This is a genomic window from Stenotrophomonas sp. 28608_Sma (assembly GCF_056486185.1).
On the sequence record NZ_CM151308.1, the window covers coordinates 4721794 to 4746801 of the forward strand.

At 67.2% G+C, this 25008-nt stretch carries 21 protein-coding genes and 1 tRNA gene; 10 read left to right on the plus strand and 12 right to left on the minus strand.

All coding sequences use genetic code 11. From position 1 onward, the window contains the following. Position 1: 1 nt before the first annotated feature. The 3 genes from cyoC to cyoA are packed head-to-tail and all read right to left on the minus strand — an operon-like array spanning position 2 to position 3521. Positions 2-637 carry a cytochrome o ubiquinol oxidase subunit III gene (gene cyoC, locus ACZLHH_RS22275; protein WP_012512371.1) on the minus strand — a complete coding sequence of 212 codons (636 nt, stop codon included), beginning with the start codon at positions 635-637 and terminating at the stop codon, positions 2-4. Next, on the minus strand, positions 634-2610 hold the full coding sequence (cyoB, locus tag ACZLHH_RS22280; protein WP_180844614.1) for a cytochrome o ubiquinol oxidase subunit I: 1977 nt from the start codon (positions 2608-2610) through the stop codon (positions 634-636). The genes cyoC and cyoB overlap by 4 nt, the downstream gene beginning before the upstream one ends. 5 nt (positions 2611-2615) lie before the next feature. Then, positions 2616-3521: a ubiquinol oxidase subunit II gene (gene cyoA / locus ACZLHH_RS22285; RefSeq protein ID WP_032127101.1), complete on the minus strand. Its 906-nt coding sequence runs from the start codon at positions 3519-3521 to the stop codon at positions 2616-2618. 182 nt (positions 3522-3703) lie between these two features. Between cyoA and ACZLHH_RS22290 the strand changes: the two genes are divergently transcribed. The 4 genes from ACZLHH_RS22290 to ACZLHH_RS22305 are packed head-to-tail and all read left to right on the plus strand — an operon-like array spanning position 3704 to position 7576. Next, on the plus strand, positions 3704-5119 hold the full coding sequence (locus tag ACZLHH_RS22290; protein ID WP_049421130.1) for an aminotransferase-like domain-containing protein: 1416 nt from the start codon (positions 3704-3706) through the stop codon (positions 5117-5119). 55 nt (positions 5120-5174) lie between these two features. Continuing rightward, positions 5175-5453 carry a hypothetical protein gene (locus ACZLHH_RS22295; RefSeq protein ID WP_258014079.1) on the plus strand — a complete coding sequence of 93 codons (279 nt, stop codon included), beginning with the start codon at positions 5175-5177 and terminating at the stop codon, positions 5451-5453. Further along, positions 5453-6052, plus strand: coding sequence for a DUF6436 domain-containing protein (locus ACZLHH_RS22300; RefSeq protein WP_049395335.1), 600 nt, complete (start codon positions 5453-5455; stop codon positions 6050-6052). The genes ACZLHH_RS22295 and ACZLHH_RS22300 overlap by 1 nt, the downstream gene beginning before the upstream one ends. Positions 6053-6061: 9 nt before the next feature. Further along, positions 6062-7576 carry an aminotransferase-like domain-containing protein gene (locus ACZLHH_RS22305; protein WP_180844615.1) on the plus strand — a complete coding sequence of 505 codons (1515 nt, stop codon included), beginning with the start codon at positions 6062-6064 and terminating at the stop codon, positions 7574-7576. 223 nt (positions 7577-7799) lie between these two features. On the opposite strand, the gene ACZLHH_RS22310 is transcribed toward ACZLHH_RS22305, so the two are convergent. Both ACZLHH_RS22310 and ACZLHH_RS22315 read right to left on the minus strand, forming a co-directional pair. Further along, positions 7800-9101: an aminotransferase class V-fold PLP-dependent enzyme gene (locus ACZLHH_RS22310; protein WP_180844616.1), complete on the minus strand. Its 1302-nt coding sequence runs from the start codon at positions 9099-9101 to the stop codon at positions 7800-7802. Beyond that, positions 9101-11503 carry a TonB-dependent receptor plug domain-containing protein gene (locus ACZLHH_RS22315; protein ID WP_180844617.1) on the minus strand — a complete coding sequence of 801 codons (2403 nt, stop codon included), beginning with the start codon at positions 11501-11503 and terminating at the stop codon, positions 9101-9103. The genes ACZLHH_RS22310 and ACZLHH_RS22315 overlap by 1 nt, the downstream gene beginning before the upstream one ends. Positions 11504-11704: 201 nt before the next feature. Here ACZLHH_RS22315 and ACZLHH_RS22320 point away from each other — a divergent pair, with 201 nt between their 5' ends. Beyond that, positions 11705-12520, plus strand: a complete 816-nt coding sequence (locus tag ACZLHH_RS22320) for an AraC family transcriptional regulator (RefSeq protein WP_032127095.1) — start codon at positions 11705-11707, stop codon at positions 12518-12520. 105 nt (positions 12521-12625) lie between these two features. After that, positions 12626-13297 (plus strand): VOC family protein, encoded by a 672-nt coding sequence (locus ACZLHH_RS22325; protein ID WP_180844618.1) that lies wholly within the window; start codon positions 12626-12628, stop codon positions 13295-13297. A 1-nt stretch (position 13298) separates the two neighbouring features. On the opposite strand, the gene ACZLHH_RS22330 is transcribed toward ACZLHH_RS22325, so the two are convergent. From ACZLHH_RS22330 to ACZLHH_RS22340, 3 genes are all read right to left on the minus strand, one after another. Further along, positions 13299-14666 carry a TPM domain-containing protein gene (locus ACZLHH_RS22330; protein ID WP_180844668.1) on the minus strand — a complete coding sequence of 456 codons (1368 nt, stop codon included), beginning with the start codon at positions 14664-14666 and terminating at the stop codon, positions 13299-13301. Between the two features lie 41 nt (positions 14667-14707). After that, complete coding sequence (locus ACZLHH_RS22335; RefSeq protein ID WP_180844619.1) at positions 14708-16546, minus strand: M3 family metallopeptidase; 1839 nt, start codon at positions 16544-16546, stop codon at positions 14708-14710. Between the two features lie 73 nt (positions 16547-16619). Then, positions 16620-17132, minus strand: a complete 513-nt coding sequence (locus tag ACZLHH_RS22340) for a hypothetical protein (protein WP_180844620.1) — start codon at positions 17130-17132, stop codon at positions 16620-16622. Between the two features lie 82 nt (positions 17133-17214). Here ACZLHH_RS22340 and ACZLHH_RS22345 point away from each other — a divergent pair, with 82 nt between their 5' ends. Then, positions 17215-17841 (plus strand): YiiX/YebB-like N1pC/P60 family cysteine hydrolase, encoded by a 627-nt coding sequence (locus ACZLHH_RS22345; protein WP_478478744.1) that lies wholly within the window; start codon positions 17215-17217, stop codon positions 17839-17841. Between the two features lie 51 nt (positions 17842-17892). On the opposite strand, the gene ACZLHH_RS22350 is transcribed toward ACZLHH_RS22345, so the two are convergent. From ACZLHH_RS22350 to ubiA, 3 genes are all read right to left on the minus strand, one after another. Further along, on the minus strand, positions 17893-18057 hold the full coding sequence (locus tag ACZLHH_RS22350; RefSeq protein WP_005414774.1) for a hypothetical protein: 165 nt from the start codon (positions 18055-18057) through the stop codon (positions 17893-17895). 272 nt (positions 18058-18329) lie between these two features. Next, entirely contained in the window at positions 18330-19754 is a 1425-nt protein-coding gene (locus tag ACZLHH_RS22355; RefSeq protein WP_180844622.1) for a short-chain fatty acid transporter, read from the minus strand. A 372-nt stretch (positions 19755-20126) separates the two neighbouring features. Further along, complete coding sequence (gene ubiA / locus ACZLHH_RS22360) at positions 20127-21020, minus strand: 4-hydroxybenzoate octaprenyltransferase (RefSeq protein WP_180844623.1); 894 nt, start codon at positions 21018-21020, stop codon at positions 20127-20129. Between the two features lie 149 nt (positions 21021-21169). Between ubiA and ACZLHH_RS22365 the strand changes: the two genes are divergently transcribed. The 3 genes from ACZLHH_RS22365 to ACZLHH_RS22375 all read left to right on the plus strand — a co-directional run bounded on the left by ACZLHH_RS22365 (position 21170) and on the right by ACZLHH_RS22375 (position 24409). Continuing rightward, a tRNA-Arg gene (locus ACZLHH_RS22365) sits at positions 21170-21246 on the plus strand. 9 nt (positions 21247-21255) lie between these two features. Next, positions 21256-22449 carry a helix-turn-helix transcriptional regulator gene (locus ACZLHH_RS22370; protein WP_223276873.1) on the plus strand — a complete coding sequence of 398 codons (1194 nt, stop codon included), beginning with the start codon at positions 21256-21258 and terminating at the stop codon, positions 22447-22449. A gap of 82 nt (positions 22450-22531) precedes the next feature. Continuing rightward, positions 22532-24409, plus strand: coding sequence for an aspartyl protease family protein (locus ACZLHH_RS22375; RefSeq protein ID WP_180844624.1), 1878 nt, complete (start codon positions 22532-22534; stop codon positions 24407-24409). A gap of 43 nt (positions 24410-24452) precedes the next feature. Here ACZLHH_RS22375 and ACZLHH_RS22380 read toward each other — a convergent pair whose 3' ends face one another. Next, entirely contained in the window at positions 24453-24860 is a 408-nt protein-coding gene (locus ACZLHH_RS22380) for a hypothetical protein (RefSeq protein WP_180844625.1), read from the minus strand. Positions 24861-25008: the final 148 nt, after the last annotated feature.

Sequence of the window (25008 nt, forward strand, 5' to 3'; positions counted from 1 at the left end):
GTCAGAAGGCTCCGATCAGGTAGACGAAGGTGAAGACGCAGATCCACACCAGGTCCAGGAAGTGCCAGAACAGGCTCAGGCACGACACGCGGGTGATGTTGGTCGGGGTCAGGCCGCGGCTGTAGACCTGGTGCATGACCACCGCCATCCAGATCAGGCCGCTGGCCACGTGCAGGCCGTGAGTGGCGACCAGCGCGAAGAACGCCGACAGGTAGGCACTGGTGCTGGGGCCCGCGCCTTCGTGGATCAGGTGCGAGAACTCGTAGATCTCCATGCCGATGAACGAGGCACCGAGCACGAAGGTCACGCCCAGCCAGCGCAGCACTGCCGAGGTGTCGTGACGATGCATCGCCAGCACGGCCTGGCCGTAGGTGATGCTGGAAACCAGCAGCAGGAAGGTCTCGGCCATCACGAACGGCAGCGAGAACAGGTCCTTGCCGGTGGGGCCGCCGGCGTAGGCGGTGCTGAGCACCGCGTACGAGGCGAACAACGAACCGAACAGCACCAGGTCGGACATGAGGTAGACCCACATGCCGAACACCTTCATGCCGCCCTGTTCGTGGCCATGGTCGTGTTCGTGGTGGTCCTCGTGCGCCTGCGTGTCGCTGGCCAGCTCCGGGCGGGTCAACAGGTTCATGCGCGTGCCTCCTTCAGCTTGGCCAGGTTGGCCGCTTCGGTGCGCGCCACCTCTTCGGAACTGACGTAGTAGTCCACGTCATCGTCATAGGACCGCACGATCAGGGTCACGATCATCGCGATGAAGCTGGCCGCGGCCATCCACCAGATGTGCCAGACCAGGGCGAAGCACAGCATCAGGATCCAGATGTTGAGGATCAGCGGCACGCCGGTGTTCTTCGGCATGTGGATCGGTGCGTACTTCTTCGGCGGCGGCGGCAGGCCACGCTTCTTCGCTTCGTGGAAGGCATCCAGCTCATCGGCCTTGGGCACCACGGCGAAGTTGTAGAACGGCGGCGGCGACGGCGTGGCCCATTCCAGCGTGCGTGCATTCCACGGGTCGCCGGTCAGGTCCACGTTGCGCTTGCGGTCGCGCACGCTCACGTAGATCTGCACCAGCATCAGGATGATGCCCGCGAACACGAACAGCGCACCGATGAAAGCGGCGATCAGGTACGGCGTCCACGCCGGGTTGTCGTACTGGTTCATGCGGCGGGTCATGCCCATGAAGCCGAGCATGTACAGCGGCATGAAGGCCAGGTAGAAACCGATCACCCAGCAGGCGAACGACCACTTGCCCAGGCGCTCGTTGAGGGTGAAGCCGAACACCTTCGGGAACCAGTAGGCGAAGCCGGCCAGGTAGCCGAACAGCGCGCCGCCGATGATGGTGTTGTGGAAGTGGGCGACCAGGAACAGGCTGTTGTGCAGCAGGAAGTCCGCACCCGGGATGGCCAGCAGCACACCGGTCATGCCACCGATGGTGAAGGTGACCAGGAAAGCGATGGTCCACAGCATCGGCACGCTGAACTCGACGCGGCCACCGTACATGGTGAACAGCCAGGTGAAGATCTTCACGCCGGTGGGGATGGCGATGATCATCGTCATGATGCCGAAGAAGGCATTGACGCTGGCACCGGAGCCCATGGTGAAGAAGTGGTGCAGCCAGACGATGAACGACAGGATGCCGATCGCCAGCGTGGCGCCCACCATCGACTTGTAGCCGAACAGCTTCTTGCGCGCGAACGTGGCAGTCACTTCGGAGAAGATACCGAACGCCGGCAGCACCAGGATGTACACCTCCGGATGGCCCCAGGCCCACACCAGGTTCACGTACATCATCGGGTTGCCACCCAACGTGTTGGTGTAGAAGTTGAAGTCCAGGTAGCGGTCCAGGGTGAGCGCACCCAGCGCCACGGTCAGGATCGGGAAGGCGGCGATGATGATCACGCTGGTGACCAGCACGGTCCAGGTGAACACCGGCATCTTCATCAGGGTCATGCCCGGCGCACGCATGCGCAGGATGGTGATGAACAGGTTGACGCCGGTCAGCAATGTGCCGATGCCCGAGGCCTGCAACGCCCAGATGTAGTAGTCCACGCCCACGCCTGGACTGAACTCGATGCCCGACAGCGGCGGATAGGCGACCCAGCCGGTCATGGCGAATTCGCCAACGCCCAGCGAGATCATCATCAGCGCGGCGCCGACCACGAAGATCCAGAAGCTGAAGGCGTTGAGGAACGGGAACGCCATGTCGCGCGCGCCGATCTGCAGCGGCACGATGATGTTCATCAGGCCGACCACGAACGGGGTGGCCACGAAGAAGATCATGATCACGCCATGTGCGGTGAAGATCTGGTCGTAGTGCTCCGGCGGCAGGAAGCCGTCACTGCCCGGGCCAGCCGCGGCCAGCTGCGCGCGCATCATCAGCGCATCGGCAAAGCCACGCACCAGCATGACCAGCGCCACCACCACGTACATGATGCCGATCTTCTTGTGGTCCACGGTGGTGAACCAGTCACGCCACAGCGGGCCCCACAGCTTGAAGTACGTCACCGCGCCGAGCAGCGCGAGGCCACCCAGCACCATGGCTGCCAATGTGACCACGACGATCGGCTCGTGCAGCGGCACGGCCTCCCACGTCAATTTACCCAACATGTTCGTTACTCCTGGGAAACCTGGGCACCGCCGGCAGCGCCCGCCGGGGTCGCAGCAGCGGTGTTCTCACCAACGCCGATGAACTGGTCGATGACCTTCTTGAACAGCAGCGGTTCAACACTGGAGAAGTGCTGCACCGGTGCGTTCTTCGACGGCGCGGCCAGCGCCTTGAACTGCGTGAAGCTGAGGGCGTCGGGCGCGCTGCGCACCTCGGTCACCCAGCGCTCGAACTCTTCGTTGCTGCTGGCGGTGGCGATGAACTTCATGTTCGAGAAGCCATGCCCGCTGTAGTTGCCGGACATGCCACGGAACTGGCCGGGCTCGTTGGCGATCAGGTGCAGCTGCGTGCGCATGCCGGCCATCGCGTAGATCTGCCCACCCAGCTGCGGGATGAAGAAGGTATTCATCGTCGAGTTGGAGGTGATGTTGAACGCCAGCGGGCGGTCGACCGGGAAGTTGAGCTGGTTGACCGTGGCGATGCCCAGGTCCGGATACACGAACACCCACTTCCAATCGGTGGCGATCACGTCCACATGCAGCGGCTCACCGGCCACGTCCAGCGGCTTGTACGGGTCCAGTTCGTGGGTGGACTTCCACACGATCACCGCCAGCACCGCGATGATGATCAGCGGCACGCCCCAGACCACGATCTCCACCTTGGTGGAGTGCGACCAGTCAGGCATGTATTTGGCTTTGGTGTTGCCGGCGCGGTAGCGCCAGGCGAACACGAAGGTCAGCACGATGGCCGGTATCACCACGATCAGCATCAGGCCGATGCAGATCAGGATCAGGTCGCGCTGGGCGAGCCCGACCATGCCCTTCGAATCCAGCAGCACCCAGTCACAGCCCGACAGGCCGACGCAGGCCAGGGCGACCAGCGCCAGGCGGATGCGGTTCCAGCAGATATTCATTGGAGGTCAACCCTGTTGAAGAAGCGCGCTTGACCGGCTCGCCTGCGCGCAGCGCCCGGGCGTGGAGCGGCTACACTGTGGGTACGAGGTCGCCTACAAAAAGGCGAACCACTCCAATCAAGACCATACAAGATACATCATTGTATGGACTTGTGCATCTGCACGTATGGAAAAACTGACCGATGACGCCACCTGCCGCCGGCCGCCGCCTGAAACACCCCAATCGCACCTGGGTTCGCCCCTTCCGCGAGGGCGCCGGCCCGCTGTACCTGCAGATTGCCCAGCAGGTGCGCGAGGCGGTGGACGATGGGGTGCTGCGCCCGGGCGACCGCCTGCCGCCGCAGCGCGACCTGGCCCAGCAGGTGGGCGTGGACCTGACCACGGTCACCCGCGCCTTCGCCGAGCTGCGCCAGGCCGGCCTGCTCGACGCGCAGGGCGCCGGCGGTACCTTCATCGCACTGTCGGCCGGCAACCGCAGCACCTCGGTCGACCTGAGCATGAACATCCCGCCGCTGCTGGGCAGCGCGCCGTTCGCGCAGGGCATGGAGGCCGGTTTCCAGCACGTCGGCCAGCAGCTGGGCCAGGGCGAACTGATGAGCTACCACGTCGGTGCCGGCACCCGCGAGGACCGCGCCGCCGCCGTGCAGTGGCTGGCGCCGATGCTGGGCACGGTCGGCGCCGACCAGGTGGTGATCTGCCCCGGCGCGCAGACCGCGCTGTGCGCGCTGATCCTGGCCCGCACCCAGCCGGGCGAGCTGATCGCCGCCGAGCAGCTGACCTACCCGGGCCTGCTGGCCGCCGCGCGCGTGCTGCAGCGGGGCGTGGTGCCGGTGGCGATGGACGCCGAAGGCATGCTGCCTGAAGCGCTGGAAGAGGCCTGCCAGCTGCGTCGCCCGCGCCTGCTGTACCTGGTGCCGACCATCCAGAACCCGACCACGGCGACGATGTCGGCACAGCGCCGGCAGGCGCTGCTGGCGGTCGCGAAGCGCCACGATCTGACCGTGATCGAAGACGATCCCTACTGGTTGCTGGCCGGAGACGCAGCACCGCCGCTGGCCGCCCACCGCGACGCCGGCTGCCCGGTGTATTACATCTCCACCCTGTCCAAGTGCCTGGCACCGGGCCTGCGCACCGCCTACCTGGTGGTGCCGGCCGGCGAACCGATGGAACCGGTGCTGGACGCCCTGCGTGCGATCGCACTGATGCCGACCCAGTCGATGGTGGCGGTGGCCTCGCAGTGGATCCGCAGCGGCCAGGCCCAGGACATGGTGCAGCGCTTCCAGCAGGAACTGCGCGAGCGCCAGGCCATTGCCGCCCGTTACCTGCCGGCCCGCGCCCAGGCGCATCCGGCCGGCCTGCATGTGTGGCTGCCGCTGCCGCCACGGCTGGACCAGTACCGGTTGATCCAGGCCGCACAGGAACAGGGCCTGGGCATCGCCAGCTCGGATGCTTTCAGCGTGGAAGAGCCGCCGCCGGGCAACGCGATCCGCCTGTCGCTGGGCGGCGCGGTCGACCAGGGCGCGCTGGCCGGGGCGCTGGCCAAGCTGAACGAGATTCTGTCCGAAGCCCCCGAGGCCCGGCACAACGCCATCGTCTGAACCGGGTGCATGGCACTTCATCCATACAAGATGATATTTTGTATGCAATGTATGGATGAAGGGACGTGCATCGATGCGCGCCGAGAAACTGAAGTTCCACCTGGTGATGGCCGGCTGCGGTGGCTTTGTGGTGTTGATGCTGACCGCGCTGGCCTGGGTCTGCCTGCAGCCGCAGACCGTGGACGTGCAGGCCGCCGAACGCCACGCCATCGAGCAGTGCGTGCAGCGCAGCGAGGATCCGTCGCGTAGCGAGATCCAGCGCCGCGCGCAGGCCGATTCCTGCCGCGAGATGCGCAAGCAGTACGTGCACAAGTTCGGCCGGGAAGATTCCTGATGGGCGCAGCCGCGCCGCGTCGCCGCTGGCTGCTGCCGACGATGATCGCCCTCGCCTGCCTGTTCATGGCCGGCGTGGCAGCTGCGTTGTGGCAGTACTTCGGCTACAGCGCGCAGTCCACCTTCACCGAACAGGCCATCGTCTTCGACGATTCGCAGCTGCGCCTGCCGGCCGATCTGGCCGGTGATACCGGCCGCATCCGCGTGGTGCATTTCTGGGACCCGGCCTGCAGCGTGTGCAACCGCGAGACCGGTGCGCACCTGAGCTACCTGATCAGCATGTACCGCCGCGCCGGCATCGACTTCTATGCCATCCGCCGCCCGGGTACGCAGGGCGAGCTGCCCGAGCCACTGCGCAACAAGGTGATCAACCTGCCGACCATCGACGGCATCGAACACATTCCGGCCAGCCCCGCCGTAGCCATCTGGGATCGCCAGGGCCACCTCGCCTACGCAGGACCGTACAGCATCGGCATGGTCTGCAACTCGGCCAACAGCTTCGTCGAACCGCTGCTGGACAGACTGGTGCGCGGCGAGACCGTGCGCCCGAAAGGACTGCTTGCCGTGGGCTGCTACTGCCCCTGGCAGGCCAAGCGCTGAGGACGCGCAATGACATCACTGACGCTGGCCGGCGTGGCCGCCGCAAACAACAACGGCGGTCACCTGTCCGAACCGACCGATGGTTATGGACAGGCTCCCGCCGTTGGAAGCAACGATACGCCCCGACATGCTCCGTACATGCCGCGACCGGATGTCGCAGCCCGCGAATGGGTGCAGGACGTACTCGCGCACAGCGGGCCGATCTACCTGCGCATCGTCAACTCGCTGGAACGCACGGTGCGCCGCGGTGGTCTCGCACCGGGACAGCGCCTGCCTTCGCAGCGCGCGTTGGCGCAGCAGCTCGGTATCGACCTGACCACGGTCACCCGCGCCTTCGATGAAGCACGCAAGCGTGGCCTGATCGAAGCGCGTGGACCACAGGGCAGTTTCATCGCACCGCCCAAGGCCGGCTTCGACCAGGTGGTAGACCTGAGCATGAACGTGCCGCCGGTGCCCGACGCCGATGCGCTGGCCGAGACGCTGCGGCGTGGCGCGGCCGCCGTACTCGCACGCAGCAACGCACCGAACCTGATGACCTATCACCTGGGCGGCGGCAACCCCACCGACCGCCACGCAGCGGCGCGCTGGCTGCAGCCGATGCTGGGAAAGGTGGACGACGCCTGCCTGCTGCTGACCGAAGGCGCCCAGGTGGCGCTCGCCGCGATCCTGGTCAGCCAGGGCCGCGACGATGATGCGATCCTCTGCGATGCGCTGGTCTATCCGGGCCTGCTGCAGGCCGCTGCCGCACTGGGCCGGCGCCTGCTGCCGGTGGACAGCGACGAACACGGCATGTGCCCCGATGCACTGGCCCGGCTGGCACGCGAAAGCGGCGCGCGGTTGGTCTATCTCAATCCCACCTGCCAGAACCCGACCGCGCTGACCCTGCCGCTGCAGCGGCGCGAAGCGCTGGCACGCGTGCTGGAGCGCGAAGGCCTGCTGGCGATCGAAGACGATCCGTACTGGCACCTCGCCGAGGATGCACCGACACCGCTGGCGGCGCTGGCACCGCGCCATGTGTTCTACGTGGCGACGCTGTCGAAGGTGATCAGCCCCGGCCTGCGCACCGCTTTCGTGCGCTGCCCGAGCGCGGCGCATGCCGAGGCGATGACGGCTGCACTGCGGGCAACGCGGTTGATGGGCCATCCGCTGGTCTCGGCGCTGGCCAGCCAGCTGTTGCTGGATGGTTCGGCGCAGTCACTGCTGGCGCAGGTGCGCACCGAGGCGCGCGAGCGCATGCGCATGGCGCGCTACCTGCTGGCGCCGTCGCTGCTGCAGCGCGCCGAAGGCCTGCATGCGTGGTGTCGGATACCGGCACCGTGGACCGATGCCACCCTGGTGCGTACCGCACAGCTGCAGGGGCTGGCGATCGCGCCGTCATCGGCATTCTGCCCGCCGGGGGTATTGCATCAGAGTGGCGTGCGGCTGTCGCTGGGACTGGCGGCGGATCGCCGGCAGCTGGAAAGTGCGCTGCGGCGGATTGATCGGTTGTTGCTGTCGGATGCGTTGCCGGCGATCGAGCGGTAGGTGGAGAGCATCCACGCATGGCGTGGATCTACGGGACCCGCTTCGGTAGATGCCAACCTTGGTTGGCAATGCCCGTGCACGCCATGCGTGGATGGAATGTGCCGACCAACGGTCGGCACCCGCCAGGCTGGAGGAGGATCGGTAGCGCCGGGCCATGCCCGGCGGAAGATTCCCCGGCACGGACGGAATGTGCCAACCAAGGTTGGCACCCACCAAAGCAGGGTCAGGCCAGGGCGGAGAGCGCCTGCACGAGCGCGTCCATCTGCTCCGGCCGGGTGAACACCGACGGTGTCACCCGCACGCACGCGCCGGAGTCCAAACCGTCGCGATGCGTAGTGAACACGCGATGCTCATCCAGCAAGCGCTTCTGCAGCGCGAGGTTGTCGGCCACGCTGGTGTGCCCGCGCAGGCGGAAGCTGGCCAGCGCACTGGCCAGCGCCGGGTCCGCCGAGGACAGCACTTCGATATGCGCCATCTGCCGCGCCGGCACGGTCCAGCGCTCACGCAGGTAGCGCAGCCGCGCCTGCTTGTTGGCCACGCCGATGCGCTGATGCAGGGCAATGGCATCCGGCAGTGCCAGGTAGGCGGCGAAGTTGACCGTACCGGTATGCACGCGGCTGCCCACGCGGCCATCGTCGGCTTCACCCATGTAGGGATCCAGGTCGGTCACGCGCCCCTTGCGCACGTACATCGCGCCGACGCCCACCGGCGCACCGATCCACTTGTGCAGGTTGATGCCGACGAAATCGGCCTTCAGCTGCGGCACCGCGTAGTCGATCTGGCCAAACCCATGCGCGGCATCGACGATCACATCGATACCGCGTGCTCGCGCGCGTTCGGCAATCTCCGCCACCGGCAGCACCAGCCCATGGCGATGGCTGACCTGGGTCAGCAGCACCAGCTTCAGGCGTGGCAGCCGCGCGAATGCGGCCTCGTAGGCCTGCAGGATCTGCGCGTGGTCCGGCACCGCCGGCAGCGCGATACGCTCGACCTGCACGCCGCGACGCTGCTGCAACCAGCGCATCGCGCCGATCATGCTGTCGTAGTCGATGTCGGCGTACAGCACCTGGTCGCCGGGCTGCAGGCGGTTGTAGCCGCCAATCAGGGCCAGCATCGCCTCGGTGGCACCACGGGTCAGTGCGATTTCATCAACGCCCACGCCCAGCAGCTCGGCTACCTGCCGCTGCACCGCCAGGTACTGCGCCGGGAACTCACGACGGCCGTACCAGGCGTTGCCACGGTTCACTTCAGCGGTATGGCGCTGGTAGCTGGCCAGCGTCTCGCGGCCCATCGCGCCCCAGTAGCCGTTCTCCAGGTGGTTCACTTCGTCGGTGATGTCGAAGTGGCTGGCCACGGAGGCCCAATAGCCTTCATCGCGGGCCAGCACGTCCGGCGCCACGGTCGTTGCGGGAATCTGCATGGGCGCAGCGTAGCGCGTGGCAGCCATGGCGGGCAGTGAAGACAGTGCGGCTGCGGCCGGCAGCAGGGTGCCGGCACGCAGCAGGGAGCGGCGCGTGCGGTCCATCAGAAGCTCAACCGGTACTGCGCGTACAGGTTGGCACCATCGGTGTCGTACGGCGCGTTGCGCGAGTAGACCAGGCCGCGGCTGGCCTGGAACACCGCCTCATCCGGATAGCGGTCCAGCACGTTGTCGGCCCCCACGCGCAGGCTTTGGTGCTCGTTGATGCGATAGCCCACGGCGAGGTCGAGGAAGCTCATCGCGCCGAAGCGCTGGTAGATGTCGCCCACCGCATTGCCGCTGGCGTCGGTCCAGGCGCCGTAGTAGCGCATGCGCGCCATCAACGACCAGGCACCAATGTCCCAGCTGCCGGTCAGGCTGCCCTTGTGCTCGGGCAGGCGGTCTTCGAACAGCACGCGCTGGGTTTCGTTGGTGGCCACCGAGGTGCTGCCATTGTCCACGCGGGTGCGGTTGTAGTTGTAGGCCAGGGTCAGCGTCATGCGGCCCGCGCCGAGGTCGCGCAGGTAGTTGCCGACCACGTCCACGCCGGTGGTGGTGGTATCGAAATCGTTGGTGAAGTAGTTCACCGAGGTATAGCCCAGCGGATTCGGCGTGCCTGCCGGAATGGCAAAGCTGGCCGACTGGCTGAAGCGGTCGGTGAGCTTGATCTGGTAGACATCCACCGAGCCGGACAGGCCGAGGTCGGTGCGCCAGGTCAGGCCCAGCGACGCGGTACGCGATTCTTCCGGCTTCAGTGGCCTGGCACCGAGCAGCTGCGCCAGCGGGTCGTTCGGCGACAGGCGGCCACTGGTGAAGATCTGCAGGGTGCGCGTATCCAGGCCCTGGGTGGTGCTGGTGGTGTTGAGCTGCGCCGGGGTCGGTGCGCGGAAGCCGGTGGACACCGTGCCGCGCAGGGCTACGTCCGGGGTGATCGCGAAACGTGCCGACAGCTTGCCGTCCAGGGTGCTGCCGAAGCTGGAGAAGTCCTCGTAACGGCTGGCCGCACCGATGCTCCAGCGCTCGCCCAGCGGCACTTCCATATCCACGTAGGCCGCCTTGCTGCGCTGGCTCCACTGCCCGGCCTGGCTGGCCGAGAATCCCGGCGCACCGTTCGAATTGGCTTCCAGGCCAGCGGCCGCGCCCGGGCCTACGGCGTACGAAGCCGGATCACCGGCACGCACCTGGTAGGTCTCCTGGCGGAACTCACCACCGAAGGCGACGTTGATCGGCTTGGACAGCGCGGCTACGTCCCACTCGTAATTGAAGTCGGCGTTGGCGTTCTTCTCGGTCTGGGTCAGGCGGCCGAGATCGAAGGCGGTCGGGCTGGCCGGGCCGAGCGAAGCGTTGATGGAGTTCTTCAGGCTGTAGTCGATGGCGTTGCGGCCATATGAAGCGCTGACATCCCAGCGCAGCTTCGGCGTGATCTCGCCACGCAGGCCGCCGACCAGCTGCAGGTCATTCTGGACGTTGCCGTACTGCGGGCTGAAGCCCACCGGATAGATCGAACGCAGGTTCCAGCCGGGGAAGATCGCGGTGGTGCGGTAGGCACCGGTGGTGGTGTCCGGATTGCGCCAGTTGAAATCGCTGACGCCATCGCTGTGGCTGTACAGGCCAAAGGCATAGAGCTCCAGCGTGTCGCTGGCGTTGGCCTTCACGTTGAAGCCGACGCGGCGGCTTTCCAGTTCCGGCTGGCCCCAGCGCTGCACCGGGTTGGGCACGTCCAGCTCCGGATGTGCAGCCTGGAAGGCGATGGCATCGGGGCGCTGGCGGGTGCGCGAGGTGGCGTCGGAGTTGGACGATTCGGCGAACAGCACCAGGCTGCCGTAGTCACCCAGCGACCAGCCGGTACGTGCGCTGAAATCGCGCGAGGCGCCATCGCCCTGCGCATACTGCGAATAACCAGCGGTGATCTCGGTACCCGGGCCATCCTCGAGAATGATGTTGATGACGCCAGCGATGGCATCCGAGCCGTACTGCGCCGACGCACCATCGCGCAGCACTTCGATGCGCTTGATCGCACTGGTCGGAATCTGTGCCAGATCGGCCGCCTGCGCGCCACGGTTGCCGAGCAGCGCGCTGCGGTGGAAGCGACGACCGTTGACCAGCACCAGGGTCTGGTCGGGCGACAGGCCGCGCAGCGTGGCCGGGCGCACGAACACCTGGCCGTCCGCCATCGGCAGGCGCTGCACCACGAACGATGGCACCAGCTGCGCCAGCACGTCCTTCAGGTCGGTGGATTCCACCGACTTGATGTCTTCCTTGGTGAACACGTCCACCGGCGCCAGCGTTTCGAACTGGGTGCGGTTGGAGGCGCGGGTGCCGGTGACCAGCATCGCGTCGAGCTGGGTGGGCGCCGCACGGCTGCCCGCCGTGGCATCGACCGCATCGGCCTCCGCTGCAGTCGCGCCTCCTGCGCTGGCCATGGAAAGGGCAAGGAGGATGGAACGCGAAAGCTTCGAACGATGCACGGCAAGGCTCCGGGAGGACGCGACTGGGCCAGCACCTGTTCGGAAACAACAGGGCTGGACAAGGCGCGCAGTCTCGGCGCGATCTGTGAAGGAGCCATGACGTCAGTGCGACAGCTTGATGCCGCTGCAGCGCAAGAACTGCTAAACGCGGCGCCTGCCGATCCGCTACTGTGCCCGGCATTGGATTCGGGGAACGGAAGGATGAGCGCGGCAGGCAAGGCGTTGTGGTACATCGAAACCCATGCGGACCGGCCATTGGCACTGGCCGATATTGCCGCCGCAGCGGGGCTTTCGCCGTTCCATCTGTCGCGCCTGTTCCAGGCCCGCACCGGCACCTCGGTGGTGCGTTATCTGCGGGGACGGCGCCTGACCGCTGCCGCGCAGCGGCTGGCCAACGGGGCGGGCGACATCCTGCAGGTGGCACTGGGCGCGGGCTACACCACCCATGCCGCGTTCACCCGCGCCTTCAGCGAACAGTTCGGGCAGACCCCGGAGCGGGTACGCGAACAAGGCACCGATGGGCTGGCGCTGGTGCAGGCGATCCGCGTGGACGATGCGCCGACTGCCTGCGGTGAAGCGCCGCGCCTGCTCGATACCCCTGCCTTCCAAGTCGCGGGTATCGGCATGCGGCATACCCGCGACAGCGGCGGTGCGATACCCGGACAGTGGGCGCAGCTCAACCGGGAATGGCCGACGCCGGCACCGATCAGCTTCGGCGTGTGCTGCAACAGTGACGACGATGGCGGCTTCGACTACATCGCCGCACTGCCGGCCAGCGCGGTGCCGAGCGTACCTGCGCACTGGCAACGCGTGGACATTCCGCCGCGTCGCTACCTGGTGGCCTGGCACGGCGGGCACATCTCGACCATCCGCTCGACCTGGTTCTGGCTGCTGGATCACTACCTGCCCGGCTCCGGTCTCAGCCTGGCCGATGCCCCCGATCTGGAACGCTATGACATGCGTTTCGATGAGCACAGCGGCAACGGCGGCGTGGAAATCTGGCTGCCAGTGGAGTGATCTTCGAGCGCGGCACCCACCGTAACGAATCGTTGCGCCCGCGGTGACACCCACGCAATCCCGCCAGGTCTACACTCGGTGCATGCGCTCCACGGAGGATCGATCATGCGCCTGCTTCGCCTCACCCTCCCGGTGTCCGACGTCACCACCATCGCTGCATATTTCCACGACGTGCTGCAGCAGCGCGTGGTCGGCAATCATGTGCACATCGGATGGAGCACGATCGAACTACAGCCGGCGGGCGATCATCCGGTCGGTGGCGTGCACCTGGCCTTCAACGTACCGGACAACCGCTTCAGCGAGGCGATGACCTGGTTGCGTGAGCGCACGCCGCTGCAACGCAATCCGGCGGGACTGGACTACTTCGCGCTGGAGAGCAGCTGGCAGTCGCAGTCGGTGTACTTCACTGGCCCTGACGGCCTGATCCTGGAACTGATCGGCCGCCGCCGTTTGCCGGCCAGCGCGCGCGAAGGTGCGTTCCACGGCAGCGAACTGACCTGCCTGAGCGAAGTCGGCCTGCCCAGCCACGATGTCGACGCTGCGCGCGAACAGTCCAGCCTGCGGTTCGGCCTGCAACCGATCAGCCCGCCTTCGCCGCAGTTCGCGCCGATGGGCGACGACGAGGGCCTGCTGATCGTGGTCGCTGCGGATCGACGCTGGTTCCCCGAGCAGAAGGACCTGCCGAACGCGCGCGGCTTGCAGCTGCAGGTCGGCGACGTGGCCGGCCCGGGTGTTGTGGAGGACGCCTCGCTCGGCTGGCGGGTGCAGGCGACCTGAACTACCAGCTGCCGGACGCGCCGCCTCCGCCGCTGCGGCCGCCGCCTCCAGACCAGCTGCTGGAACTGCTCGACGACGAACTCGACGAGGACGGCGAACGGGACGACGTGCGTTCGCGGGATGATGAAGCCCGGCCGCGTGCGCGCTCGCCCGGCAGCATGGTGAACAACCACACGAAGTACAGCAGTACGCCGCACACCCCGGACACGATCATTGCCAGCAGCCGTGGATCGTCACCTTCGGCACGATGGATCGCCAGCAACGCGCCCGCGGCATAGCCGAGGGTCAACAGCACCAGCACCGTCATGCGCACGATGAAGCTGCTGCGGTTCTTCTTCCAGCGTGTGCGGCAGGCCTGCACCAGCAGGAACACCATCAGGGCAACAACGCCCGCGGCGGCCTGCAGCAGCAGGTGCCGGGCCAGGCTCGGTGGCAGCTGGTCACGCAGCAACGCCTGCACAAGGAAGAGCACGCTGAGTATCAGCATCCCGCACAGCACGATGCGCACACCTCGGCTGCGGCGCCAGCACCAGCCCAGCAGGGCAGCCACCGGCACACCCAGCGCCAGCACGAAGCACAGGCCGGGCAGCACATGGCGTGGCAGCAGCAGCGCCACGGAGAGCATGCCCGCACCCACAACAGCGGTCACCAGCATCGGGCGCCCCCAGGCCGGCAAGGTCGGCCAGGTTGGTTTTGGTGCCGATGCATTGGCGGCCAGTGCCTTGCGCCGCCGCTCCCGACGGCTGCCGCTGAAATCGTCCTCGGTCTTCGCCGGCGGGAGGGGCGGCGGCGAGCGCCACAGCCCGGCCAGGAAACCGGCCAGCAGGGTCAACGCCACCACCGAGTCTGCGCGTCGCCAGTCCGCAGGCAGCACATTGCTGGCCGACGGTTCTTCCCATGCCGGCAGGTCCTCGCCATCGATCAGCGCCACCATGATGTTCGTGCCATCGAGCGCGCCCTGGTCGACATCGCCCTCACGGAAGCGCGGCACGATCGCGTTGTCGATGATGCGAGCGGCGTACGCGTCCGGTAGCGCTCCTTCCAGGCCATAGCCAGTCTGGATGCGCACGCGGCGGTCCTGCACCGCCACCAACAGCAGCACACCATCGTCGACACCGGCGCGCCCCAGCTGCCACTGATCGAACACCCGCTGTGCATAGGCCTCGATGCCTTCGCTGCCCACGCTGGGTACCACCAGCACCTGCAGCTGTGCACCTTTCCGTGCCTGCAGCTGCAGTGCCTGCCTGCGCAGGGTGGCGCGGGTTTCAGCGGACAACGCGTTGGCGGCATCCACCACCGGATCGTCCAGCGCAGGTATCGGGGTGACCGCCGTCGCCGCCATCGGCAGCAGGCACAGCAGCAACAGCATCCACACGGTGGCGGCCGCCTGCTGCAAGGGGCGCGCCGGGTTCACGTACCCTGCCCTGCCTCGATCTGCGCATGCAGCGCCTGCAGCTGCGCCGCCGTCTGGTTGAACACCTGCAGATCGGCATCCACCAGGGCCGCCCAGTCAGGCGCGTGCCCCAGCAGTTGCGCCACCTGCTCGTTCGGCGCGCGGTCGAAGCCCTCGCCAAGCACGGCAAGATAGCGCTCACGGAACCCTTCGGGGTCGCGCTGGTCCTGCACATACAACTGCACGGCCAGCAGCCCCGCATACAGGTAGTTCACCAGATAGTTCGGGTCTTCATACATCAGGCGCTTGCCGATCCAGGTGTTGCGCAGCTGCGGGTAGCGCTCCGGTTGCTGGCCGAAGCGCGCCAGCACCTGCCCGGTCAGCGCGTCCAGGTCATCGGCGGTGCCCAGCGTGCCGGCGGCCACGCCCCGATAGATCGACTGCTCCAGCTGCGCTTCCTCGGAAGAGGTGAACAGCTGCAGCACCATGTCGTCCAGCAGCGATTTCAGGTAATAGGCTTTGGCGCGCGGATCCTCTGCCTGCTGGTACAGCTGGTCGCGGAAGCGCAGCTCGTTGTAGATCGCGAACGCCTCGGTCAGCCACTGGCTGCCATTACGCTGCAGCGGCGACGCATGACCGCGCTGCATCCACTCGCCGTGCACGGCATGAGCGGCTTCATGGGCGATCTCGACGTCGCTTTCCAGATCACCACGGCGCAGGCCAACGAACAGCATTGCCGGCACACCGGGAGCGCTCACCGGGAACGCGTCCTGGCTGCGGTCACCACGTTCGGTGGCCAGATCCATGCGCTGGTTGGCCGGATCGAGCAGCGCGCGCAGTTCGGCGACGTACGCCGGTCCCAGGTGCTGCATGGCATCGGCGGCGTTGTCACGCAGCTGCGCCAACGTCAGCACCGGTGGCGTATAGCCGGCATCGGGCACGGTGGTATCCCAGATCTGCGGCGCGTCGATGCCGGATCGCGCAGCGTGGCGCAGCAGCATGTCCTGGTAGGCACGGCGGTCCCCGGCGTGCTGTTCGATCGCCACCAGCGTTGCATCCACTGCGGCAGTATCCAGGCCCATGCGCTGGTAGCCATATGCCGGCGCCGAGCCGTCACCCTGCAGGCGTGCGGCGGCGTCATTCACCTGCACCAGCCCCAGCAGCACCGAGGCCATCGGCTCACGGCGCGAGTGCAGCCCCTGCCAGTAGCCCTTCCAGCCGGCCTCGCGCAGGGCGCGGTCGGGCTGCTGGGCCAGCAGCTGCTTGTCGCGGCCCGTGTCCCAGTGCCGACCGCCGTGCTCGATCTGCGGGTACTCGGCGCTGCGCAGGATCTGCCCGCGCAGGCGCGCGAAGCTGTCCAGCGCCGGATCGGCCAGTGCCTCCACGGCCTCATCCAGCGCGACGTTGGCCGGGGTGGCAGCCTCCTTCAGCGCCCGAGTGCGCAGGAAGCCATACGGTGCTGCCCACGCCGCATCTGCGGGCGCCTCGCGCAGTGCGGCGCGACCACTGCGAGCGATGCGGCTGCACAGCCCCGCTGCCTGCTCCATCGCCTGTGCCGGGCGAAGATCGCGCGCGTTGCGGGCGGACTGCAGATGCAGGTAGCCGAGATGCCGCAAGCACTGCCCCTCCAGTGCCTCGGCCTGCTGGAAGCGTTCCGCCGGTGCGAGGGTGGACGCCTGCTGCAGGGCCTCGACGCGCTTGCCCAACGCCTCGCGCGCGGTCTGTTCGGACGCGGCGCTGGCGAAGTAGGTGCGGTCATCGGCATGCACCGACTGTGCCTGCGCGCCGCTGAAGGGGGCTATCGCCAATACGGCGGCAATGGCGGCGGTGGTGGTGCGCTTCCTGAAAGCCTGCATCGGCGTCTCCCTGCCTGGACCAGGGATCGAGCCTAGCAGCCGCTGGCCCGCCGCGCCTGTGCCGGATCAGCCATCAGATCGACTCATCCTCACGCTTGACCAGCGTCCAGCACGGCGCCTGCGTGAAGGTATAGGTCTGCTGGTCGCTGCTGTCCGGCGTGCGGATCTGCACCTGCCGCTGTCCATCGGCCAGGAGGCTGACCTGCATTTCGCGGCCCTGCCCGGCCAGTGCGGCGGGATCAGGCATCACCGGCCACTCGACATCGGCCCGCGCCAGCCGGCTTTCCACCTTGCGCGGTTCCGGCTCGGCCTCTGCATCGATGTAGCTGTCCAGCAGCGGATCGGCGGTGGTCTTTTCCTGCAGCGCGATCTCGTTGCCGAAATGCTTCAGGAACGTATCGAAGTCCGGGTAGAGGCATTCACCGCGTGCAGCCACAGCTGTGGGCTCGGCGACGGTGGTCGCCGGCGCCGCTGCGGCAGGTGAGGCTTCGGTCGCGGTCTGCGGTGCCTGCGGCGCTGGCGTGCAGGCAACCAGCACCACGGCGCAGGCGAGCATCAGCACTGCGGCAGAACGGTATCGACACATGGGCTCATCCTGAATCCGGTCCGGTCGCTCCATGCTACCGCGCCCCCTACAATTCAGGCATTCCGCCTGTCCGAGAATGCTCATGCATCGCCTCCTGCTCCTGATCGGCCTGCTGCTGCCCGCCCTGTGGCCGGCGGTGGCGAGGGCCGTCGCTGTCCACGAAGGCGACCTGCTGTTCGTCACCGCCGGCCGCAGCGGTCTCAGTGCGGCCATCGACGATGCCACCGGCAAGCAGGGCGCGCCCAGCTTCGATCACGTCGCGCTGGTCGCTTCCGCGTCGAAGGGCTGGGAGATATTGCATGCAGACGAGAAAGGATCGCGCCGGCAATCGCTGGTCGAATTCCGCCAGGACGCGCGCGCCAGGCAGCGGCAGATCGTGGTCTATCGCCTGCGCGCGCCGCAGCAGGCAGCGATCAAGGATGCGGTCGCCACCGCGCGCACGATGCTGGGCAAGCCGTACAACACATCGTATATGTTGAACGAGGACAGCTACTACTGCTCGGACTTCATCGAACGCGCCTTCCGTGCGCACCACGTATTCGCATTGCAGCCGATGAACTTCCGCAACCCGCAGACCGGGGAGATCGCCCAGCACTGGGTGGATCTGTACCGCGGCATGGGCATGGACGTGCCGCAGGATCAGCCCGGCACCAATCCGAACGACATGTCGGCGGCGCCGGTGTTGCAGCGCATCGGCATGCTGGAATAAGCAAAGCCCCGCACGGGGCGGGGCTTCGCATCACCGGAGCTGGTGGCGAGGTCACTCTTCCTCGTCCTGCCCACCCTGCTGCTGGTTGCGCTGGTTGCGCTGCTGCTGTTCCTGCTGCTGTTGCTGCTGCTGGTCGCGGCCACGACCCTGCTGCTGATCCTGCTGGTTCTGCTGGCCCTGCTGCTTCTGGTTCGGGTTCTGGTTCTGCTGTGCCATGTCCGATCTCCAAAGCCACTCGCGGAATGCGGTGGACGTGGCCATCGTCTGCAGCGAATGGTTAATCACGCGTGGGTGGGCGGCTACATCTGTGTGTACGCGTGTGAATGAACGCGCAGAAGCCCTTGTGGCACAAGCGGCTGAAGGATTCATGCGGGTTCGGCATGTGCTCATGCCATCGTCAGCCTGCACGCATTCATGGCGTTCGCCGCCGGAAACACGCGCTGAACAAGGTTGGCTTCCCAACGCACGCAGGGAAGCCAACCCTGCATTCAGGGCATCACGGGCGGCACATAGGCCAGGGTCATGCCCAGCAGCCACAGCAGGCCCAGCACCAGCGGAATGTGCACCAGCAGCTGGATGAAGGTGAAGCCCACGATGTCGCGTGCCTTCAGGCCCAGCACGCCCAGCAGCGGCAGCATCCAGAACGGGTTGATCAGGTTCGGCAGCGCTTCGGCCGCGTTGTAGACCTGCACCGCCCAGCCCAGGTGTGCCTTCAGTTCATTGGCGGCCTGCATCACGTACGGCGCCTCGATGATCCACTTGCCACCGCCGGAGGGCACGAAGAAGCCCAGCACCGCCGAATAGACGCCCATCACCAGCGCGAAGGTATCGGTGCTGGCCACGTGCACGAACAGGCTCGACAGGCGGTGCGCCAGTGTCTGCCCGTCGCCGCCAGCAGCATGGGTGAGGATCATCGCGATGCCACCGTACAGCGGGAACTGGATCAACACGCCGGTGGTGCTGGGCACCGCCTTGGCCACCGCGTTGAGGAAGCTGCGCGGCCGCCAGTGCAGCAGCAGGCCCAGCGAAATGAACAGGAAGTTGTAGGTGTTGAGGTTGGCGATGGCAGTGACCACCGGCTTGCTGGCGAACTCGTTGAACAGCCAGCCGAACGCCAGCAGCGAGAGCAGCACGGTCAGCAGCGGGCTGTATTCCAGCCATTCGCCCGGGCGCGTGCGTCGCTGCAGCGGTTCCGGCTCGGCCTGCGCAGCGCCTGGGAACTCCTCGGCAGTACGCGCACTGCCGGCAGCCGGTGCGGTCAGCCAGGCGATCAGCAGCGAGACCAGGATCAGCACTGCAGTCAGCGCAATCGACTGCCACAGGAAAATGGTTTCGGTGAACGGCAACACGCCGGTGATCTCCACCAGCCCCGGCGGCATGCTGGCCGGGTTGGCCTGCAGCTGTGCGGCCGAGGAACTCAACCCCATGGCCCACACCGCGCCCAGGCCAAGATATGCCGACGCACCGGCGGCGCGGTAGTCCATGCGCAGTTCGGTGCGGCGGGCCAGCGCGCGCACCAGCAGGCCGCCGAACACCAGCGAGAAGCCCCAGCTGAGCAGCGAGGCGAGCATGCTGACCAGGCCCACGTACACCACCGCACCACGGCCGGTGCGCGGCACCCGGGCCAGGAAGTCGATGAAGCGTGCGACCACCGGTGCAGTGGCCACGGCATAGCCACCGATGACCACGAAGGCCATCTGCATGGTGAAGGGAATCAGGCTCCAGAAGCCATCACCGAAGGCGCTGGCGGTGGCCTGTGGGGTCGAGCCGAAGCCCATCGCCGCCAGCGCGACGATGACCACGCCCAGCACCGCAAACACGTACGCATCGGGGAACCACTTTTCCGCCCAGGCCGCCGAGCGCAGCGCAGCGCGCGCCATCCAGCCGTCCTGTACTGCTGCCGTCGAGGCCATCGCCTACCCTCCCAGGTTCGATGGATCGATTCTGGGCGGTGAGGTGCAGGCTGTCAGCCACCTATTGGTCGTAGGTGGCGGGATGGTGGTGCCGGCCGCTGGCCGGCAACTTCGGGATCGCACACGGGTGCAGCCGGCCAGCGGCCGGCTCTACCAGATCCAAGCATCATCGCAGGTGGTGGAAGGCGGTAGTGCCGGCCGCTGGCCGGCAACCTCGGGATCGCATACGGGTGCAGCCGGCCAGCGGCCGGCTCTACCAGATCCAAGCATCATCGCAGGTGGTAGAAGGCGGTAGTGCCGGCCGCTGGCCGGCAACCTCGGGACCGCATACGGCTGCAGCCGGCCAGCGGCCGGCTCTACCAGACCCTGGGGTCAACGCAGCGCCAGATCCACGGCAATGCCGGCGAACAGCGCGGCACCCACCCAGTTGTTGTGCAGGAACGCCTTGAAGCACGGGCCGCGCTCGCGGTTGCGGCAGATCCAGAACTCGTACACCACCAGCGCAGCGGCCACCGCCACGCCCACCAGGTAATAGCCGCCCAGCCCGCCGCGCACGCCGACCAGCGCCATGGTGGCCAGGAACAGCGCGTACAACACGCCCTGGATGACCAGGTCGAGGTCACCAAACAGGATCGCGGTGGAGTGCGAGCCCATCTTCAGGTCGTCCTCGCGGTCGACCATGGCGTACCAGGTGTCGTAGGCGGTGGACCACAGGATGTTGCCGGCATACAGCAGCCAGCCCAGCATCGGCACCTCGCCCTGCACGGCGGCGAACGCCATCGGGATGCCCCAGCCGAACGACATGCCCAGGTAGACCTGCGGCAGATGGGTGTAGCGCTTCAGGTACGGGTAGCTGGCGGCCAGGAACACGCCGATGAAGCTGAGGCCGATGGTCAGCCCGTTCAGGGTCAGCACCAGGCCGAATGCCACCAGCATCAACACCGCGAACAACGCCAGCGCAGCGCGGCCACTGATCGCACCGGTGGCCAGCGGACGCGCCTTGGTACGCTCCACATGCGGGTCGAGCCAGCGGTCGGCGTAGTCGTTGATGACGCAACCGGCCGAGCGGGTCAGCCACACCCCAGCGGTGAACACGAACAGCGTCCACAGCGGCGGCATGCCGCCCGCGGCCAGCCACAACGCCCACCAGGTGGGCCACAGCAGCAGCAGCGTGCCGATCGGGCGATCAGCGCGCATCAGACTCCAGTAATGCCGCCAACGCGGCGTCGCCGGCGACTGCGGCGAAGTGAGGGGGGTATCAGCCATGGCGATAGGATACTCCTGCCCCTCCGGCAGGGCTTTGCCCATGGGGGAAGATTTGTTCGGCGAAACTGGATAGAATGCCGGTCCCGCACCGCCTCATGGCGCTGCGATGCCCGCCCCGGCACTGGTCGGTGGCGCGGCGGTTCTACAACGCGCCCGTAGCTCAGCCGGATAGAGTAGTGGCTTCCGAAGCCATTGGTCGGGGGTTCGAATCCCTCCGGGCGCGCCATCTCCCCCTGTGTTGCCTGCCCGCTGCCAGCCCGCGCTGGACGTTGCCGCGCGCTTCATCAACACTGCGCGCATGACGCCACCGGATCTGCTGCAGCTGGCGGCAGGCGCTGCGATTCTGGGCCTGGCCGCCTTGTCCACCGGAGTGAGCTTCGGCCGCGCCCGGCGTGGCAGTCATCTGCTCACCATCTTCTTCGCCTGTTTCGCCGCCGCCAATCTGTTCGGACTGGTGCTGTTGGGTGGCCAGGCCTGGCTCTCGGCCGACGCGGTGCGCTGGCTGCGGGTCATCGAAGTGCCGCTGGTCTATCTGCTCGGTCCGCTGCTGTATGGCCATGCGCGTGCGCTGCTGTTGCCCGCACCGGGCCACACTTCGTTGCTGCCGCTCGCGCATCTGCTGCCGGCTGGCCTCGCATTCGTCATTTCCCTGTTGAACGCACTCGCGCCTTCCGAGGGCTTGCCGCTGGGCAAGGTGCTGTTCCCGCTCAGCTTCCATGGCTGGCTGCTGCAGGGCGCCCCCTACCTGCTGGCCACGCTGTGGCTTTCGCTGCGCACGTCTTCGGCCTCGCGCGGAACCGCCATCCAACGCAGCGGACTGCGCGGGCTGGCGATCGTGATGGCGGGCTGCTGGCTTGCCAGCGCGATGAACCGGTGGCCGCCGGACACCGCTCCGCTGCTGGCCAGCATCGGGCTCAGCCTGCTGACCACCGCCGGCATGTACCTGCTGGCCTGCCGCGTGGTGCGGCAGCAGCTGCGCGCGCCTGTGAGCGCCGCTGCACCGGGCATGGGGAACCTTGTCCCCGCGCCCACCGAGGACGTCGCCGTCGCACGCTACCAGCGCTCGGGCATCGACGCGGCGCAATGCGCGGCCATCGCCAGCGCGCTGACCGCATTGATGCAGGACCAACGCCTGCATGAAGCCCCCGGACTCGATCTCCAGGGCTTGAGCCAGCATAGCGGTTGGTCACCCAACCAGGTCTCGCAGGCGCTCAACCAGGGCCTGGGCCAGAGCTTCTCCGAGTTCGTGACCGGTTTCCGCATCACGGCGGCGAAATCCTGCCTCTCCGACCCGGCTGACCCACGCAGCGTGCTGGACATCGGCCTTGCCGCCGGCTTCGGCAGCAAGTCCACGTTCAACAGCGCGTTCAAGCGCGCCACCGGGCAGACCCCCAGCGAATACCGCCGCAGCCGCGCCACCTCCGGCTGAACGTCCAATCCTTCACGCCCGGTCGAACGGCGCCCGCCGCTGCGTTGCCATCAGCGCTCGACCCGACGAAGAAGGTGATGCAATGCGATGGCAACGGATGATGTTCGGCCTGCTGTGGATGCTGGCGGTTCCTGCGCAGGCTGCGGTGGGGGATGCGGCGGGTGTGCTGGCCCGCGCCCGTGCAGCCAGTGGCGGCGAGCCGTGGCTGTCGGTACAGCGCCTGCAGGCTGAGGGCGAGCACTCGCTCGGTGGCTTGCAAGGCCGCTGGCAGCTCAACCAGGACCTGCGCGCCGGGCGCTATGCCGAACAGGCGCAGCTGGGGGCCTTCACTGTTGCCCAGGGTTTCGACGGCAAGCTGTCGTGGCGCCGCGACTACGGCGGCGAAGTAGGCCTGCTGGATGGCACCGTGCCACGCCGCACTGCCCGCACGCAGGCGTGGCTGGCCACCCGCGCCTACTGGTCCAGCGCCTATCCGGCCTCGCGCTTTGCAGGCCCACGTACCGAGGTCCACGACGGGCAGCGCTATGACGTGCTGTCGACGACGCCGGAGGAAGCGGACCCGATCGAACTCTGGTTCGACGCGCGCAGCGGCCTGCTCGGCCGGGTGGTCATCGCCTCCCCCCGCACACCCACCGCCACCACGCTGGAGGACTACCGGGCGGTCGATGGCCTGCTGCTGCCCCATCGCATCATCACCGATACGCTCGATTCCCAGGGCCGAGCCGATCCGCGACTGCGCAGCCACGTGCAGGTGCAGCGCTACCGGGTGGATCTCCCTGTGCCGGATGGGCTGTATGCACCACCAGCGATGGCCGACGACAGCTACATCGAGGATGCCAGCGGCACCACCCGCGTCCCGTTCGACCTGATCAACAACCATGTCTACATCGAGGCCCAAGTGGACGGCCAACCAGCGCGCTTCCTGGTGGATACCGGTGCCATCAACCTGCTGACACCGATCGCCGCCAAGCGCCTGGGGCTGACCACAGCGGGCCGCCTGAGCGTGCATGGTGCCGGCGACAACGCCAGCGACCTGGGCCTGGCGCAGGCCCGCCACCTGCGCATCGGTGACGCGCACCTTGCAAACCCGGTGTTCCACATCATCGACCTCGGCCAGCAGATCAACTCGATGGGCGTGCCACACGATGGCTTCATTGGCTACGAGACCTTCCTGCGCTTCGTCACCACCTTCGACTACGGCGCGCGCGTGCTCAGCTTCACTCGACCGGGCCACTACCGGCCACCCGCCAACGCGGTGGTGCTGCCGTTCGAGCAGGACGACCGCGCGCCGGTATTGAACGGCGAACTGGACGGCATCCCGCTGCGGTTGTGGCTGGACACCGGCTCACGCAACTCGCTGAGCCTGAGCAGCCCGTTCGTGCGCACCCATCGTTTGTTGGAGAAGTACCACGCCAGCGAGGAGGCAGTACTTGGATGGGGCCTCGGTGGCCCCGGCCGCGCGCGACCGGCCCGGCTCGGTGTGCTGCGCATGGGCGACATCAAAGTCACTGGTCTGGTCGGTGATCTGTCCAGCACCGACAAGGGCGCGCTGGCCCTGGCCGACTATGGCGCGATCCTGGGCGGCGGCGTGCTGCGGCGCTTCTCCATGGGCATCGACTACAACACCAAGCGCCTTTATCTGGTGCCCAACGCTGAAAGCACGCAGTCCGATGCCTTCGACCGCAGCGGACTGTGGCTGCAGGCCGAGGACGGTGCACTGCGCGTAGCCGATGTAGCGCCGACCAGCGCCGGTGCACGCGCCGGCCTGCGCAGGGATGACTGCATCGTCATGATTGCGGGAGAGCCGATTGCCGCACGGATACTGGGGGACTGGCGTGCGCTGCTGCGCGAGCGTCCGGTGGGAACGCGCGTTGGCGTCCGCTATCTACGCGATGGCCGGCAGATGGATACCGAACTGGTGCTGGCGGACCGGGTGGCAGCGGGTTGGCCTGCCGATTGAGCTGGGACCGACGCGAACACCGTAGGACATCCATCGATAGCCATCATGGAATGCGGCTGCACGGTGCCGGTTCTGCGGTGCCGCCGGTGGATGGTCCGCCCGGCCTGCGCGCGTAGCTGTAATCGGGATCCCGGCAGGCGCGCATGATCGGACTTCGTGCGTGCCTGATTACGCCGGGGAACCAGCACAACGCCAGCACCGCGGCCCAGATCACAGCCAACCAGAACCATCGGCCCAAGGCACAGGCCCAGATCATGGGCAATGCAGCCAGCAGCACGATGATCTGCGTATGCAGCAGGTAGAGCGTGTGCAGGCCCAAGCGGGGATCCGAGCGCAGCATCACGCCACATCCCCTGCATGCCGTCTTCGCCTGCCGTCTCGATGCGGAAAGCAGCGGGAATCGCTGCCCGGCAGCGCCGCAAAGTGGACAGGTGAAGGTCAGCAGGCGCATCAGGCAAGCTCCTCTCTGTCGATTGACATCAACTGCCGGGCACGAAGCCGAGCCTAGCATGAGCCTGTTAGGGGGCGCCGCAAACAGCAACGCCGGGCATGGCCCGGCGTTGTGTTCAAAACAGTCGAGCATGGCTCGACTCTACAAG

What these genes read in the sequence shown, in the direction of transcription:
- ACZLHH_RS22380 (WP_180844625.1), bottom strand. Translation starts at nt 24,860, where the DNA reads ATGCGCCTGCTGACCTTCACCTGTCCACTTTGCGGCGCTGCCGGGCAG.
- ACZLHH_RS22295 (WP_258014079.1), top strand. Translation starts at nt 5,175, where the DNA reads ATGAAGGGACGTGCATCGATGCGCGCCGAGAAACTGAAGTTCCACCTG.
- ACZLHH_RS22350 (WP_005414774.1), bottom strand. Translation starts at nt 18,057, where the DNA reads ATGGCACAGCAGAACCAGAACCCGAACCAGAAGCAGCAGGGCCAGCAG.
- cyoB (WP_180844614.1), bottom strand. Translation starts at nt 2,610, where the DNA reads ATGTTGGGTAAATTGACGTGGGAGGCCGTGCCGCTGCACGAGCCGATC.
- ubiA (WP_180844623.1), bottom strand. Translation starts at nt 21,020, where the DNA reads ATGGCTGATACCCCCCTCACTTCGCCGCAGTCGCCGGCGACGCCGCGT.
- ACZLHH_RS22325 (WP_180844618.1), top strand. Translation starts at nt 12,626, where the DNA reads ATGCGCCTGCTTCGCCTCACCCTCCCGGTGTCCGACGTCACCACCATC.
- ACZLHH_RS22290 (WP_049421130.1), top strand. Translation starts at nt 3,704, where the DNA reads ATGACGCCACCTGCCGCCGGCCGCCGCCTGAAACACCCCAATCGCACC.
- ACZLHH_RS22340 (WP_180844620.1), bottom strand. Translation starts at nt 17,132, where the DNA reads ATGTGTCGATACCGTTCTGCCGCAGTGCTGATGCTCGCCTGCGCCGTG.
- ACZLHH_RS22345 (WP_478478744.1), top strand. Translation starts at nt 17,215, where the DNA reads ATGCATCGCCTCCTGCTCCTGATCGGCCTGCTGCTGCCCGCCCTGTGG.
- cyoA (WP_032127101.1), bottom strand. Translation starts at nt 3,521, where the DNA reads ATGAATATCTGCTGGAACCGCATCCGCCTGGCGCTGGTCGCCCTGGCC.
- ACZLHH_RS22375 (WP_180844624.1), top strand. Translation starts at nt 22,532, where the DNA reads ATGCGATGGCAACGGATGATGTTCGGCCTGCTGTGGATGCTGGCGGTT.
- ACZLHH_RS22305 (WP_180844615.1), top strand. Translation starts at nt 6,062, where the DNA reads ATGACATCACTGACGCTGGCCGGCGTGGCCGCCGCAAACAACAACGGC.
- ACZLHH_RS22355 (WP_180844622.1), bottom strand. Translation starts at nt 19,754, where the DNA reads ATGGCCTCGACGGCAGCAGTACAGGACGGCTGGATGGCGCGCGCTGCG.
- ACZLHH_RS22310 (WP_180844616.1), bottom strand. Translation starts at nt 9,101, where the DNA reads ATGGACCGCACGCGCCGCTCCCTGCTGCGTGCCGGCACCCTGCTGCCG.
- ACZLHH_RS22335 (WP_180844619.1), bottom strand. Translation starts at nt 16,546, where the DNA reads ATGCAGGCTTTCAGGAAGCGCACCACCACCGCCGCCATTGCCGCCGTA.
- ACZLHH_RS22300 (WP_049395335.1), top strand. Translation starts at nt 5,453, where the DNA reads ATGGGCGCAGCCGCGCCGCGTCGCCGCTGGCTGCTGCCGACGATGATC.
- cyoC (WP_012512371.1), bottom strand. Translation starts at nt 637, where the DNA reads ATGAACCTGTTGACCCGCCCGGAGCTGGCCAGCGACACGCAGGCGCAC.
- ACZLHH_RS22330 (WP_180844668.1), bottom strand. Translation starts at nt 14,666, where the DNA reads ATGCTGTTGCTGCTGTGCCTGCTGCCGATGGCGGCGACGGCGGTCACC.
- ACZLHH_RS22320 (WP_032127095.1), top strand. Translation starts at nt 11,705, where the DNA reads ATGAGCGCGGCAGGCAAGGCGTTGTGGTACATCGAAACCCATGCGGAC.